At 74.1% G+C, this 13135-nt stretch carries 13 protein-coding genes; 10 read left to right on the top strand and 3 right to left on the bottom strand.

What is annotated here, in order from left to right; translation table 11 throughout:
• Positions 1–166 precede the first annotated feature (166 nt).
• From ACIPSC_RS08750 to ACIPSC_RS08735, 4 genes are all read left to right on the top strand, one after another.
• Positions 167–415 carry a ribosomal protein L7/L12 gene (locus ACIPSC_RS08750; RefSeq protein WP_400824298.1) on the top strand — a complete coding sequence of 83 codons (249 nt, stop codon included), beginning with the start codon at positions 167–169 and terminating at the stop codon, positions 413–415.
• Between the two features lie 201 nt (positions 416–616).
• On the top strand, positions 617–772 hold the full coding sequence (locus ACIPSC_RS08745) for a hypothetical protein (RefSeq protein WP_400824297.1): 156 nt from the start codon (positions 617–619) through the stop codon (positions 770–772).
• Positions 773–904: 132 nt separating this feature from the next.
• Positions 905–2173, top strand: a complete 1269-nt coding sequence (locus ACIPSC_RS08740) for a GNAT family N-acetyltransferase (RefSeq protein ID WP_400824296.1) — start codon at positions 905–907, stop codon at positions 2171–2173.
• A 114-nt stretch (positions 2174–2287) separates the two neighbouring features.
• Positions 2288–3001: a hypothetical protein gene (locus tag ACIPSC_RS08735; RefSeq protein WP_400824295.1), complete on the top strand. Its 714-nt coding sequence runs from the start codon at positions 2288–2290 to the stop codon at positions 2999–3001.
• Between the two features lie 345 nt (positions 3002–3346).
• Here ACIPSC_RS08735 and ACIPSC_RS08730 read toward each other — a convergent pair whose 3' ends face one another.
• The gene (locus ACIPSC_RS08730; protein WP_400824294.1) at positions 3347–4075 is read right to left on the bottom strand and encodes a TetR/AcrR family transcriptional regulator; all 729 of its coding nucleotides are present in this window, start codon (positions 4073–4075) and stop codon (positions 3347–3349) included.
• 88 nt (positions 4076–4163) lie between these two features.
• On the opposite strand from ACIPSC_RS08730, the gene ACIPSC_RS08725 reads away from it, so the two are divergent.
• The 3 genes from ACIPSC_RS08725 to ACIPSC_RS08715 all read left to right on the top strand — a co-directional run bounded on the left by ACIPSC_RS08725 (position 4164) and on the right by ACIPSC_RS08715 (position 7769).
• Positions 4164–5027, top strand: a complete 864-nt coding sequence (locus tag ACIPSC_RS08725; RefSeq protein WP_400824293.1) for an SDR family oxidoreductase — start codon at positions 4164–4166, stop codon at positions 5025–5027.
• A gap of 456 nt (positions 5028–5483) precedes the next feature.
• Positions 5484–6641, top strand: a complete 1158-nt coding sequence (locus ACIPSC_RS08720; RefSeq protein ID WP_400824291.1) for a glutamate--cysteine ligase — start codon at positions 5484–5486, stop codon at positions 6639–6641.
• Between the two features lie 288 nt (positions 6642–6929).
• Positions 6930–7769, top strand: coding sequence for an MBL fold metallo-hydrolase (locus tag ACIPSC_RS08715; RefSeq protein ID WP_400824290.1), 840 nt, complete (start codon positions 6930–6932; stop codon positions 7767–7769).
• Positions 7770–7935: 166 nt separating this feature from the next.
• Here the strand turns inward: ACIPSC_RS08715 and ACIPSC_RS08710 are convergent, their stop codons facing one another.
• On the bottom strand, positions 7936–8241 hold the full coding sequence (locus ACIPSC_RS08710; RefSeq protein ID WP_400824289.1) for a hypothetical protein: 306 nt from the start codon (positions 8239–8241) through the stop codon (positions 7936–7938).
• 308 nt (positions 8242–8549) lie between these two features.
• Between ACIPSC_RS08710 and ACIPSC_RS08705 the strand changes: the two genes are divergently transcribed.
• The 3 genes from ACIPSC_RS08705 to ACIPSC_RS08695 all read left to right on the top strand — a co-directional run bounded on the left by ACIPSC_RS08705 (position 8550) and on the right by ACIPSC_RS08695 (position 12736).
• Positions 8550–8849 (top strand): YciI family protein, encoded by a 300-nt coding sequence (locus ACIPSC_RS08705; RefSeq protein WP_400824288.1) that lies wholly within the window; start codon positions 8550–8552, stop codon positions 8847–8849.
• A 205-nt stretch (positions 8850–9054) separates the two neighbouring features.
• The gene (gene pgm / locus ACIPSC_RS08700) at positions 9055–10704 is read left to right on the top strand and encodes a phosphoglucomutase (alpha-D-glucose-1,6-bisphosphate-dependent) (RefSeq protein WP_400824287.1); all 1650 of its coding nucleotides are present in this window, start codon (positions 9055–9057) and stop codon (positions 10702–10704) included.
• Positions 10705–11080: 376 nt separating this feature from the next.
• Positions 11081–12736 (top strand): phospholipase D-like domain-containing protein, encoded by a 1656-nt coding sequence (locus ACIPSC_RS08695; protein ID WP_400824286.1) that lies wholly within the window; start codon positions 11081–11083, stop codon positions 12734–12736.
• Positions 12737–12836: 100 nt separating this feature from the next.
• Here the strand turns inward: ACIPSC_RS08695 and ACIPSC_RS08690 are convergent, their stop codons facing one another.
• Entirely contained in the window at positions 12837–13130 is a 294-nt protein-coding gene (locus ACIPSC_RS08690) for a hypothetical protein (protein ID WP_400824285.1), read from the bottom strand.
• Between the last annotated feature and the right edge of the window lie 5 nt (positions 13131–13135).

Genomic DNA, 13135 nt, shown 5'->3' with positions numbered 1-13135 from the left:
GGTTCCCGTACAGGCGATCCGGCCGGCTGACTTCGCCGGCCGGATCGCCTCTTGCCTCGTTCCGGCCGCTGCGCACCCGAATCCTCATTCACCACTGCCACAATGCCTGAGGCCCCCCGAACGCGCGCTCTGTGCTGCTGTCCACCCTGAAGACGGAGGAGCGACTGTGGCGGACGAGTACGTTCTGCTGATCTGTGACGACGTGCCGAACGCAGTGGTTCTGACCGAGCCGGGACCCCATGCGATCGAGGTCGTCAAGGTGCTTCGTCGGCGGACAGGGCTGAGCCTGTGGCAGAGCAAGTCCCTCCTGGACCGGCTTCCAGCAACCATCCTCGAAGACGTACCGCAGGAGACGGCTGAAGCCACCGTGCGTGAACTCCTCCGAGCAGGAGCCAAGGCTGAGGTGCGGCGGTAGACCTGCTGCAGCCGCTTCACTGAACCCGGTCAGAGCCCATTTCGCAGATCCTCGTCACCGCAAGGCCACCGCGGGCCGCGATGCGGCCGCCGCAGGCCTGGTGCCGCGCGGCGAACTCTCACGGCCGCCCTGGACGCAGCCCTGGCCGACCTGGCGGCCGCCGACCCCGCCCACCCCGGCATCGTCCCGGCGCGCGGCTGGATGGCCCACGGCCTGATCGAGAACGGCCGACCGGCGCAGGCCCTCGACCTCTTCCGCGGGATGGGCCGGGAGATCGCCGGCCCGTGGATCTATTACGGCAACCCGGCCGCAGTCTTCGACGCCGCCCGCACCAAGGCCGCCCGCGCGGCGGCCTGACGCGGCCGCGGGTGGCCGACTCCCGGCGGGCCCCGCCCGAAATCCGGTTGACCCGGGGCCGGGACGACGCTGCACTGTGGCACGGGGCGCCGCAGGGCGTGGTGCCGGCAGCCAGGGGAGGCAGCAGCAACAATGGAGATCCGTCCCACCACCGACCAGGATCGCGATGTCTTCGTCGACACGCTCCACACCGCGTTCGGGATCCTCCCGGAGGCCCCCACCGCGAGCGGTACGGTCTGGTGGTCCGCGTTCGAGATGGACCGGAACCTGCTCGCCGTGGCGGCGGACGGGCGGCCGGTCGGCACCGCCGGGGCGTACTCCTTCGAGCTCACCCTGCCCGGCGAGGTCCTCGCCCCGACCTCCGGGGTGACCGCCGTCGGTGTCGTGCCCTCGCACCGGCGCCGGGGCGTGCTCACCGCGATGATGCGGCGTCAGCTCGCCGAGCTGCGGGCCCGGGGGGAGTTCCTCTCCGTCCTGCTGGCCTCCGAGGCCGTGATCTACCGCAGGTTCGGGTACGGGCCGGCGACCTACACGCAGAAGCTGACGGTGCCCCGCCACCGGTCCGCCCTCGCCGTTCCCCGGGCGCGTGGGGCGGCCGACGACGCCGCGGGCGGCTCGGACACCGGCTCGGACACCGGCTCGGGCAGCGGTTCGGACACCGGCTCGGTCGAGGTGCTGAGGCGGGCCGAGTGCGGCGAGATCCTGGAGGACGTCTACGACCGCTACCGCCGCGCCCAGCCCGGCGCGCTGTCCCGGCCCCACCGCTGGTGGGCGTCGGGCGCGGGGCAGCCGCCGATCTCTCCGGCGCCGCGCTACGTCGCCGTCCACCGCGACGCCGACGGTGTCCCCGACGGGTACGCCAGCTACGCGATCGGCGAGCCCGGCACCTTGACGGTCGACGAGACCATCGCCACCGACGACGCCGTTTTCACCGCGCTGGCGCGGTGCATACTCGGCCACGACCTGGTCACCCAGGTCGTCTTCAAGCACGTCCCGCCCGGCCACCCGCTGCGCTGGCAGCTCACGGACTTCCGCGCCGGCCAGGTGAGCGACGACACCGACTGGCTCTGGGTGCGGTTGCTGGACGTCCCGCGCGCGCTGACCGCGCGCGGCTGGTTCACCGACGGCGAGCTCGTCCTCGACGTCGACGACCCGTTCCTCGGCGAGCGCGGCCGCTACCTGCTGACCGTCCGGGACGGCAAGGCCGACTGCGTCCCGACGGACCTCGCGCCCGACCTGTCGCTGGACGTGAGCGACCTCGGCTCGGTCTACCTCGGCGGCACCGCCCCGAGCACCCTCGTGCGGGCCGGCCACGTCCGAGCCCACCACCCGGACGCGGCGGCCCTCGCCGACGCGCTGTTCCGCTCAGACCGCGCCCCGCACTGTCTGCACTGGTTCTGACCCCGAGAACCCGGACGCGCGGCACGCCGGCCGAGGAGGAGCGCCCTCGGGGCGGCGGCGCGAAAATGGGTCGCCCGGCCGGGTGCGGTCAGGGCATGATCCACATCTGTGACGATGTCTAAACACCTCCTGGTCCAGGCAGCCGCCCGCAACAACGCCGAATGGTGCGCGGTGATGAGCCGATCGCACGGCTCGGCGGGCGCCTTCGAGGAACGGGCGTGGGCCTCCGCGAGCCGCACCCCCCTCTACTATCCCGACGCGGTGACGCTGCTGCCCGGCGCGGCCGCGGCCGCGCTGGTCGCCCGGATCGACACCGCGGCGCCAGGGGCGTCCGTCAAGGACAGCTTTGCCGACCTCGATCTGACCGAGGCCGGCTTCCGGGTGCTGTTCGACGCGCAGTGGGTCCACCGCCCGGCGGGCGCGCCCGCCACCGCGTCGGAGCTCGCCTGGGAGGTGGTGGACAGCGTCGACGCCCTGCGTGCCTGGGCGCTCGCCTGGGACGACGGAGCCGGCGACGCGCACCTCTTCCGGCCCGAACTGCTCGACGACCCGGCCACCTTCGTGATCGCCGGACGGTCTCCCGACGGCCGGGTGGTGGCCGGCGCGGTGGCGAGCCGCAGCGACGGGGTGGTGGGGATCTCCAACGTCTTCGCCCTGGACGGGGGCGCCGACGCGGCGTGGCCGGTCGTGCTGGAGGCGGCCCACCGGCTGTTCCCCGCGCTGCCCCTGGTCGGCTACGAGGGCGACGACGATCTGGTGGCCGCCCTGCGGCACGGCTTCGAGGCAGTCGGTCCGCTGCGGGTCTGGATCGATCCGGGCCGCGACTGATCGCCGGGCCCGGCCGCGCCCGACCGCCGGGCCCCGGCCCCGCCCGACCACCGTTCCCCTCGATGCGGACCCGCTGCCGCGAGGACCTCCGGACCGGACGTCAGCGGGGCGGAGCCGGTCGGTGGAGGGTGCTGCTGGGGTGGTGGCGTAGCCGGCGCGGCAGCGGGCGGCGAACCGGCCGGGGTGGGCGAAGGCGGCCGGGGTTGGCGGCGCGTCATGGACAAGAGGAAGCCGGCCGGAGCCGGGTGGCCGCCCCGCTCTGGGGCCCTTCTCGGTGGACGCCCGCTTCATCGAAATGACTTCTTCTCGGAAGGTCCGATCTGTACGAGGGCGCCTGATGCGTGGTCAGGCATGCGGAGCGCCCCTGCCCGCTGCCAGGCGGGTGAGCCACTCGCGCAGCAGGTGCTGCTCGGCGTCGCTCAGGACATCGGCATCGTCAGGGAGAGCGGCGCGCAGCGCGCGGGCCGCCGCGGCGGGGCCGGCCTCCGTGGCGGGGACCGTCGGTTCGGCGCGGGTGACGGCGGCGACCATGGCCTCGCGGAGAGTGGTCAGCAGCGCCGGGTTGCGGCGTTCCGCCGGGGTGGAGAGCCAGGTGGTGACCGCGCCCCGGCCGGTGGCCTGGATGATCTGGGCGGCCAGCTCCTCGTCGACCCGCAGCCACCCTCCGGCCGCCAGTCGGCGCACCCGGCCGTGGAGGATCTCCAGGCCGGCGCGGTGTGCCATGTCCGCCCCCCGGCCGGTGGCCCTGTTCATCACCGCGAACAGCTCGGGGCGGGAGATCCCGAACTCCACCACCACGTCCCAGCCGCGGCGCAGGTCCTCCACCGCGTCCTGCGGGTCGGGGTCGAGCTGCGCGCGCTTGCTCTCCAGGAACTGCGCGTAGCCGTGCTCGGCGACAGCCTCGAGGAGCCCCTCCTTGTCGCCGAAGAGGCGGTAGATCGCCGGCGGTTGCATTCCCGCCGCGGCGGCGACCGCGCGGGTGCTCACCGCGTCCGGGCCGCCGGTCTCCAGGAGCTCGACGGCCGCCTCGACGATGCGGCGACGAGGGCTGTCGGGGGTGTCGCGCGTAACCATGGATCGATGGTATCGGAGGTTTGATTCCATCGATATTCCAGTGTTACCGTCAGGGTGATTCCACTGGAAACACCCGTTGGGAGAGCCAATGATCATCGTGACCGGAGCCACCGGAAGGCTCGGCCGCCGCATCGTCGAACGCCTCCTGGAGCGCGTCCACTCCGACCGCGTCGGCGTCAGCGTCCGCGACCCTCGCAAGGCCCAGGACCTCGCCGACCGCGGCGTTCGTGTCCGGCAGGGCAGCTTCGACGACCCCGCCTCGCTCGTGCATGCCTTCGAGGGGGCCGAGCAGCTGCTCCTCGTCTCCCTCGACCGCACGGGCGAGGAGTGCGTCAGCGGCCATCGCACCGCCATCGACGCTGCCGTGAAGGCCGGCGTCGGCCGCATCCTCTACACCAGCCAGATGGGCGCCGCCCACGACTCCCGCTTCCAGGCATGCCGGGACCACGCCCGGACCGAGGACCTGCTGCGCGCCACCGGCCTGCCTTGGACCGCGCTGCGCAACGGCTTCTATGCGGCCAGTGCCTTGCAGTTCCTGGAGTCCGCCCGCCACACCGGTGACATCGCCCTCCCCGCCGACGGCCCCGTCGCCTGGACCGGCCACGACGACCTCGCCGAGGCCACCGCGGCGATCCTCACCGAGGAGGAGGGCCGCTTCGAGGGGCCCACCCCGCCGCTCACCGGCGCGGCGACGCTCGACTTCAGCGCCATCGCCGAGATCGCGTCCCGGGCCACCGGACGGCCCTTCACCCGCACCGTCGTCCCCGACGACGCCTTCCGTGAGCAGGCGCTGGCACACGGCGTACCGGCCCCGATGGCCGACCTGATACTGAGCATCTTCGCAGCGGCGCGGAACGGCGAGTTCACCGCCGTCGACTCGACGCTGGCCGAGCTGATCGGGCGGGAGCCCGCCACCTTCGGCGCCCTGCTGGAGCGTGCCTGGGCCGAATAGATCCGGTGGGGCGCCCGGGTCCAGCCCCCCGCGTATGGCATGTTCGCGGCCGAAAGATTGCAGGTCAAAGCCCCTTTCGGCACGGATGTACGGGTCTGGCATTCCGGTCACAGCAGCCCCACCACTCCCGTCTGACGGGCTGCTGCAGAGCAGCCGCGACCCTGACCCGACGCGGCCTGCCTCCCCCCCCGGCCGGGGCCCACGGAACGCCCCCCTCGCCCCTCAAGGCCCCGGCCGGGCTACGCCCGCTTCTGCCGCGGCGCCCGGGCCGAGGGCGCCGGTCATCGGGTCCTGAAGCGGCGGTGGAGATCGCTTCCGGGCCGAAAGTGCCGCCAGCCGTGAGGAGGCCGTGATGGTCGGGATCGCGTCGGAGGCCATCGCCCAACTCGTCCGGTAGGGCGACCGGGTTGCGCCTGTGCCCCGGTTGGCCACCGGATGAGCGGGTAACCCGGAGTTATGGGCACTGGCACCGACATCACAGGCGGTGACGACCGGCTCACCCCGGATGCGGGCGGCCGTCCGACCGTCGGCGTCGAGGAGGAGTACCTGCTGCTCGACCCGGACACCGGTCTGCCGCTGCCGCACGTCGACGCGGTACAGGAGGCGGCCGGGCTGCACCCCGCCGTGCACCACACCGAGCTGCAGAACGAGCTGCTCCAGGCGCAGGTGGAGGTGGCCACCCCGGTCTGCCGGGACCTCGCCGAGGTCGGCGGCCATCTGCTGCGCCTGCGGCACGCGCTCGCGGCCGCCGCCGAGACGGCCGACTGCCGGCTCGCCGCATGCGGCACCGCCCCGTACGCCCCCTCCACGCCCCCGGCGATCGTCGACGCCCCGCGTTACCGCTCCATCAGGCGGAACATGTCGCGGCTGGCCGACGAGGCGCTCATCAACGGCATGCACGTGCACGTGGCCGTGCCCGACCCGCAGACGGGTGTCGAGGTGCTCAACCGCCTCCGGCCCTGGCTGCCGGTGCTGACTGCGCTGTCGGCCAACTCGCCGCTGTGGTACGGCTCCGACACCGGATACGCGAGTTGGCGCACGGTGGTCTTCAGCCGCTGGCCGATCAGCGGGATCCCGCCGTACTTCACGGACGCCAAGGACTACGCACGCCGCATCGACCACCTGCTGGAGGCCCGGCTGATCCGCGACCGCGGACAGCTGTACTGGCAGGCCCGGCTCTCGGCGAAGTTCCCGACCGTCGAGCTGCGCGCGATGGACGTCCAGCTGCGCGCCGACGAGGCGGTGATGCTGGCCGGGCTGGTGCGCGCGCTGGTCGTCACGGCGATGCGGGAGGCGGCCGCCGGACGTCCGGCGCCGGAGCGGACGCCGGAGAGCCTGGACGGCGCGGGGTGGCACGCCGCCCGGTACGGCCTGGACGGCACCCTGCACGATCCGGCGACGGGGCTGTCCCGGTCGGCCGGCGAGCTCGTCCGCTCCATGCTGGCCACGCTGGCTCCGGTCATGGACGAACTGGGTGACACCCGTGCGGTGGTCCCGCTGGTCGACCGCCTGCTGAACGAGGGCAACGGCGCCGAACGCCAGCGTCGGCACCTGACGGAACACGGGCGTTCCGGACTGATCGCGATGATCGCAGCGGAGAGCGCGGCGGCCTGAGCGCGGCGGCCTGAGCGGGGTGGCCCGAGAGCGGCGGCCTGAGAGCGGTGGCCGAAGCGTGACGGCCGGAGATCCGGCAGGGAAGACCCCCGTGCCGGGCCGTCGCACCGGGCGCCGGGGGAACGCGTCCGGTACGAGGTCGGTCGGCCGCGGGCCGCCCGGGAACCGACCCGCGGACCCTACTCGCTGGTACGCTGCCGCGCGGCAGCACCGCCGCCCTGCGGCACCGTCCGTGCATCACGAGGACCGGTCACGCGCCCGGTGGCGTCCGACAGCTCTGGAGGCCGAATGCGAGTGCACCACCTGGACTGCGCCACCATGTGTCCTTTCGGCGGCCGGCTGCTGCTCGGCAGCGGCGGCCCCCTGGTCGGCAGGCTGTCCGCGCACTGCCTGCTGATCGAGAGCCCGGCGGGGCTGATCCTGGTCGACACCGCCTTCGGGACCGAGGACGTGGCCGACCCCGGCCGGCTCGGGAGGCAGTTCCTGACGGTGGTCCGACCCCGGCTCCACCTCGCGCGCACGGCCCTGCACCAGATCCGCGCCCTCGGGTACGACCCGCAGGACGTGCGGCACATCGTCCTGACCCACCTCGACCTCGACCACGCCGGCGGGATCAGCGACTTCCCGCACGCCCGGATCCACGTCCTCGCCGAGGAACTGCGCGCCGCCCGGGCGCGGTCCACCCGCGCCGAACGGGACCGCTACCGCCCCGCGCAGTGGGCGCACGGCCCGCACTGGGTGGAGCACCCACGGGACAGCGCCACCGAGAACTGGTACGGCCTGAGGGGCATCCCGATCCTGCCGCGCGACGTACCCGACCTGCTCCTGGTACCGCTGCCCGGCCACTCCCGCGGCCACTGCGGCGTCGCCGTCCGCGACGCCGACCGCTGGCTGCTCCACTGCGGCGACGCGTACTTCTCGCACACCGACGTCGACCCCCGCTCCCCGCGCCGGCCGCTCGGCCTGACCGCCTTTCAACGCCTCGTGGCCATCGACGACCACGCCCGCCGCGACACCCTCGAACGCCTCCGCGACCTGAGCCGCTCGCACGCCGACGAGGTCCGCCTGGTCTGCGCCCACGACCCGTTCGACCTCGCCACCACCGCACCCGCGACCCGGCGGCCCTGAGCCGCCGTGTGGGACCTCCCCCGGGGCCGTGCGTCGACGAGCCGGTGTCCGGGCCGTGGTGAGGAATGCGCCGCGACGACGGCGTGACGTCACACGCTCGTCCGCTCCATGCCGTCCCCGGGAATCCGGCTGCCCCGGGCCCGGACGGCCCGGGGCGGTCGTGCGACTACACCTCCTGACGGGCCGCCAGTGCCCGGGCGAGCACCTTCGCACGGAACGGGTTCCGCTCCTCCAGGGCCTGCGCCACGGCGACCGCCTCGTCCAGCAGCGCGGTCCGGGCCTGCGGCAGGTCGCGCAGCGCGGGCGAGCCGGCCGCCTCCACCAGGACGTACGCCAGCTTGGAGCCGTACACCTCCGGCGCGACGGAGGTCAGCAGCCGGTACACGCCGAGCGCGTTCGGGCCGCGCAGGACCCGCCGGTCGGTGCTCATCAGCACCATCCGGGCCCGCAGCACCGCATCCTGGTTCACCATCTGTTCCCCCTCGTTCGGCCACTCGTCCTCCCGGCCGCCTGGGCAGCACGACGTGCGCGCCGGCGCCCGGGGACGGGTGCCGGCACGGGGCCGGGGGAGTGGATGCCGACGAGTCTGCGGGGTCGGCACGGTGTCGGACAAGGCCGATCGGGCGTGTGCTGAGTCCTACCGGAGGCGCTCCTGACCTGGCATGATGTGGTCTGACACGCTGCTGCGGCCCGCTCGGTGCGACGCCGCGCCCCTGCGGGAATCCTGGGCCCGCCACCACCGGCTGACGCCGCGTCGGGGCGAGCGGCTAGCCTGGCGGCATGTTCGTACTGGAGCTGACGTACACCGCCCCGCTGGACCGCATCGACGCCGTGCTGCCGGAGCACGTGACCTGGCTGAAGGGGCACTACGAGGCCGGGACGTTCCTCGCCTCGGGGCGCAAGGTGCCGCGGGACGGCGGGATGATCCTCGCCGTCGCCGAGGACCGCGCGGCGATCGAGGCGATCACCGGCAGCGATCCCTTCACGCTGGCCGGGCTGGCCGAGTACCGGGTGACGGAGTTCGTCGCGACCACCACCGCCCCGGTGCTGGACGGCTTCCGCGAGCAGCTGCCCGCCTGACCGTCGGGCCGGGGGCCCGCAGCCCCCGCGCCGCCGTCCGGGCAGGGCGCCCCCGGCACCCCGCCCCGTTCCCGCCCCCGCCCCGTTCCGTGCCCGGTACGGGGCGGGGGCATGTTCTGGTTACGATCGGTGAGCACGGGGCAGGACGCGCCGGCCGCGCGACCGCGGGCCGGCGCACGGACAGGGAACAGGTGGGAGACAACCCATGGCACACGCACGGGCCGGCCAGCCGGCACAGCCGGACGACCTGGTCGACGTGGCGCGGCTGGTGACGGCGTACTACGCGCTGCACCCGGACCCGGAGGAGCCGGGCCAGCGGGTGGCGTTCGGCACCTCGGGGCACCGCGGCTCCTCGCTGGACGCGGCGTTCAACGAGGACCACATCGCCGCGACCACCCAGGCGATCTGCGAGTACCGGGCCGAGCAGGGCATCACCGGCCCGCTGTTCCTCGGCGTGGACACCCACGCGCTCTCCGAGCCGGCCCGGGTGACCGCGGTGGAGGTGCTGGCGGCCAACGGTGTCAACGTCCTGCTGGACAGCGCCGACGGCTACACACCGACCCCGGCCGTCTCGCACGCGATCCTCGCGCACAACCGCCGCCGCCCGCAGGCCCTAGCCGACGGCATCGTGGTCACGCCCTCGCACAACCCGCCGCGCGACGGCGGCTTCAAGTACAACCCGCCGAGCGGCGGTCCGGCCGGCTCCGAGGCCACCGGTTGGATCCAGGACCGTGCCAACGCGCTCATCCGCGACGGCCTGCGGGGCGTCAAGCGGGTGCCGTACGCGCGGGCGCTGTCCGCCGCCACCACCGGCCGCCACGACTTCCTCACGACGTACACCGACGACCTGGTCTCGGTGCTGGACCTGGACGCGGTGCGCGCGGCCGGCCTGCGGATCGGCGCGGACCCGCTGGGCGGCGCCTCCGTCGCCTACTGGGCGCGGATCGCCGAGACGCACCGCCTCGACCTGACCGTGGTCAACCCGGTCACCGACCCGACCTGGCGGTTCATGACGCTGGACTGGGACGGCAAGATCCGGATGGACTGCTCCTCGCCCGCCGCGATGGCCTCGCTGATCGGCCGCCGGAACGAGTACGCGATCGCCACCGGCAACGACGCCGACGCCGACCGGCACGGCATCGTCACCCCGGACGGCGGGCTGATGAACCCCAACCACTACCTGGCCGTCGCCGTCGACTACCTCTACCGCCACCGCGCCGACTGGCCGTCGGACGCGGCGGTGGGCAAGACCCTGGTGTCCTCCTCGATGCTGGACCGGGTCGCGGCCGACCTCAAGCGTGAGCTGGTCGAGGTCCCGGTGGGCTTCAAGTGGTTCGTGGACGGGCTGCTGGAGGGCTCGATCGCCTTCGGCGGCGAGGAGTCGGCCGGGGCGTCGTTCCTGCGCCGCGACGGCGGCGTCTGGACCACCGACAAGGACGGCATCCTGCTCGCCCTGCTGGCCTCGGAGATCACCGCCGTGACCGGCCGCACGCCGAGCGAGTACTACCGCGACCTGACCGAGAAGTTCGGCGCGCCCTCCTACGCGCGGGTGGACGCCCCGGCCGACCGGGAGCAGAAGGCGCTGCTGGCGCGCCTGTCCCCGCAGCAGGTCAAGGCCGGCGAGCTGGCCGGCGAGCCGATCACCGCCGTCCTCACCGAGGCGCCCGGCAACGGGGCGGCCATCGGCGGCATCAAGGTGTGCACCGAGAACGCCTGGTTCGCCGCCCGCCCGTCCGGCACCGAGGACGTGTACAAGATCTACGCGGAGTCGTTCCAGGGCGACGAGCACCTCGCCCGGGTCCAGGCGGAGGCCCGCGATCTGGTGAGCGACGTCCTGGTCGGCCCCGCCGGCTGACCCCGCCGGCCGGCCCCGTACCGCGCGGGCTCCCTGCACCCGCGCGACCCTGCTGCGCCCCGGGCCCGTGCACCCCTGGGCGTCCGCGCCTCGTGCCGCGTCCCCGTCCGGTCTCTCCGGGCGGGGACGCTTCGTTCCGGCCACCCGGCTCTTCCGACACGGCGTCAGGGCGGCGTCCGGGCGGAGGGGTGGTGAGCTGCGCCGATGCGCCCCGGCCGTTCGGCGGGGGCCGAACGGCGGGTGTATTTCAGGCCGGGTGACTCATTGTCATGGGCAGATTAGACATCAAGTTACTTTCCGGTAATCTCAGGTCGTCCCACGGGTGAACCATGATCCACCCGCAGCTCCCCCGCAGCTCCCTGAAGGAACCACACACGTGTCCCTGTCCTGGTCCCGCCGGTCCGGCCGCCTCGTGCGGGCGGCCCTGGCCGCCGCCGCAGCCACCACCCTGCTCGCCGTCGTCCCGCCCCTGCCGGCCCACGCGGACACCGCGTCCGGCACCGCCGGGGACGCCGCCGGCACCGCCCATCTCGACGCGGTCGAGCGCGCTCTGCGCGAGGTGGCACCGGGCCTGGAGGGCACGGTCTGGCAGCGGACCGAGGGCAACAGCCTGCACGCCACCGCCGACAACCCGGCCGGCTGGCTGCTGCAGACCCCGGGCTGCTGGGGCGACGCCGCCTGCACCGACCGCCCCGGCACCCGCGCCCTGCTGGACCGGATGCGGGCCGACGTCTCCGCCGCCACCCGCACCGTCGACGTCTCCACCCTGGCGCCGTTCCCCAACGGCGGCTTCCAGGACGCACTCGTCGACGGGATCAAGGCCTCCGTCGCCGCGGGCAACCGGCTCCAGGTCCGCATCCTGGTCGGTGCCGCGCCGGTCTACAACGCCAACGTCCTGCCGTCCCGCTACCGCGACGAGCTGGTCGCCAAGCTCGGCCCCGCCGCCGGCTCGGTCACCCTCACCGTGGCCTCCATGACCACCTCGCGCACCGCGCTCTCCTGGAACCACTCCAAGCTGCTGGTGGTCGACGGCCGCAGCGTGGTCGCCGGCGGCATCAACGGCTGGAAGGACGACTACCTCGACACCGCCCACCCGGTCTCGGACGTCGACCTCGCCCTGACCGGCCCCGCCGCCACCTCCGCCGCCCGCTACCTGGACACCCTGTGGGATTGGACCTGCGGCCACACCGGCGTGTTCGACAACGCCTGGTTCGCCTCCAGCAACGGCGGCTCCTGCCGGCCCTCGCTGGAGCGCGAGCTCAACCCGGCGGCGCCCGCCACCGGCACCGTGCCGGTGATCGCGGTCGGCGGCCTCGGCGTCGGCATCAAGGCGAACGACCCGTCCTCGGCGTACCGCCAGGGCCCGGTCCCCGGCGTCTCCGACACCAAGTGCGGCCCGCTCGCCCTGCACGACAACACCAACGCCGACCGCGACTACGAGACGGTGAACCCGGAGGAGAACGCCCTTCGCGCGCTCGTCTCCAGCGCCACCAGCCACGTCGAGATCTCGCAGCAGGACATGAACGGCACCTGCCCGCCGCTGCCCCGCTACGACGCCCGGCTCTACGAGCTGCTGGCCGCCAAGCTCGCGGCCGGCGTCAAGGTGCGGATCGTGGTGAGCGACCCGGCCAACCGCGGCGCGGTCGGCAGCGGCGGCTACTCGCAGATCAAGTCCCTGTCCGAGATCAGCGACGTCCTCAAGTCCCGGCTGACCGCCCTCACCGGCGACCCGGCCAAGGCCGGCGCCGCGCTCTGCGGCAACCTCCAGCTCGCCTCCTTCCGCGTCGCCGACGCCCCCACCTGGGCGGACGGCCACCCGTACCAGCTGCACCACAAGCTGGTCGCGGTGGACGGCTCGACGTTCTACATCGGTTCCAAGAACCTCTACCCGGCCTGGCTGCAGGACTTCGGCTACGTCGTCGAGGACAAGCCGGCCGCGGCCCAGCTGGACCGCGACCTGCTCGCCCCGCAGTGGCGCTACTCCCGCGCCGCCGCGACCGTCGACTGGACGACGGGGCTCTGCAAGGCCTGACGCCCGGGCCCGGCCTGCCGCGCGCCCCGGACCACGTGGTGGTCCGGGGCGCGCGGCCGTCCTGCCGCTCGGCCTCTCGCCGATCAGGGCCTGCCGCCGGTCAGGGCCTGTCGTCGAGCAGGCCCGCGTCCCGGGTCCGTTCCCGGGTCCGCTCCCGGGACCGGCAGGGGAGGTGACGGCTCAGCGCGTCGCCGCAGTTGGCGGCGGCGAGCCGACGGAGCACCTCGGCGACCCGGGCGGTGAGGGGCCGGGCCCAGCGGCGCAGGGCGGCCTCGGCACGGGCGTCGGCGCGGACGACGGCGGCGACGAGGGCGCGGCCGACGCGGAGCAGCACGGCGGCCGCGCGTACGGCGCTCCGGCAGATGATCTGCAGGGGGCAGGCGAAGCGGTTCACGCGGA

The sequence above is a fragment of the Kitasatospora sp. NPDC090091 genome (genome assembly GCF_044747365.1).
GTDB lineage: Bacteria > Actinomycetota > Actinomycetes > Streptomycetales > Streptomycetaceae > Kitasatospora.
Note: the sequence above shows the minus strand (reverse complement) of the source record. Positions and strands in the feature narration are given on the sequence as shown.

Coding starts and splice junctions, on each gene's coding strand:
- ACIPSC_RS08745 (WP_400824297.1), top strand. CDS start 617: ATGGCCCACGGCCTGATCGAGAACGGCCGACCGGCGCAGGCCCTCGAC.
- ACIPSC_RS08740 (WP_400824296.1), top strand. CDS start 905: ATGGAGATCCGTCCCACCACCGACCAGGATCGCGATGTCTTCGTCGAC.
- ACIPSC_RS08735 (WP_400824295.1), top strand. CDS start 2,288: ATGTCTAAACACCTCCTGGTCCAGGCAGCCGCCCGCAACAACGCCGAA.
- ACIPSC_RS08730 (WP_400824294.1), bottom strand. CDS start 4,075: ATGGTTACGCGCGACACCCCCGACAGCCCTCGTCGCCGCATCGTCGAG.
- ACIPSC_RS08725 (WP_400824293.1), top strand. CDS start 4,164: ATGATCATCGTGACCGGAGCCACCGGAAGGCTCGGCCGCCGCATCGTC.
- ACIPSC_RS08720 (WP_400824291.1), top strand. CDS start 5,484: ATGGGCACTGGCACCGACATCACAGGCGGTGACGACCGGCTCACCCCG.
- ACIPSC_RS08715 (WP_400824290.1), top strand. CDS start 6,930: ATGCGAGTGCACCACCTGGACTGCGCCACCATGTGTCCTTTCGGCGGC.
- ACIPSC_RS08710 (WP_400824289.1), bottom strand. CDS start 8,241: ATGGTGAACCAGGATGCGGTGCTGCGGGCCCGGATGGTGCTGATGAGC.
- ACIPSC_RS08705 (WP_400824288.1), top strand. CDS start 8,550: ATGTTCGTACTGGAGCTGACGTACACCGCCCCGCTGGACCGCATCGAC.
- pgm (WP_400824287.1), top strand. CDS start 9,055: ATGGCACACGCACGGGCCGGCCAGCCGGCACAGCCGGACGACCTGGTC.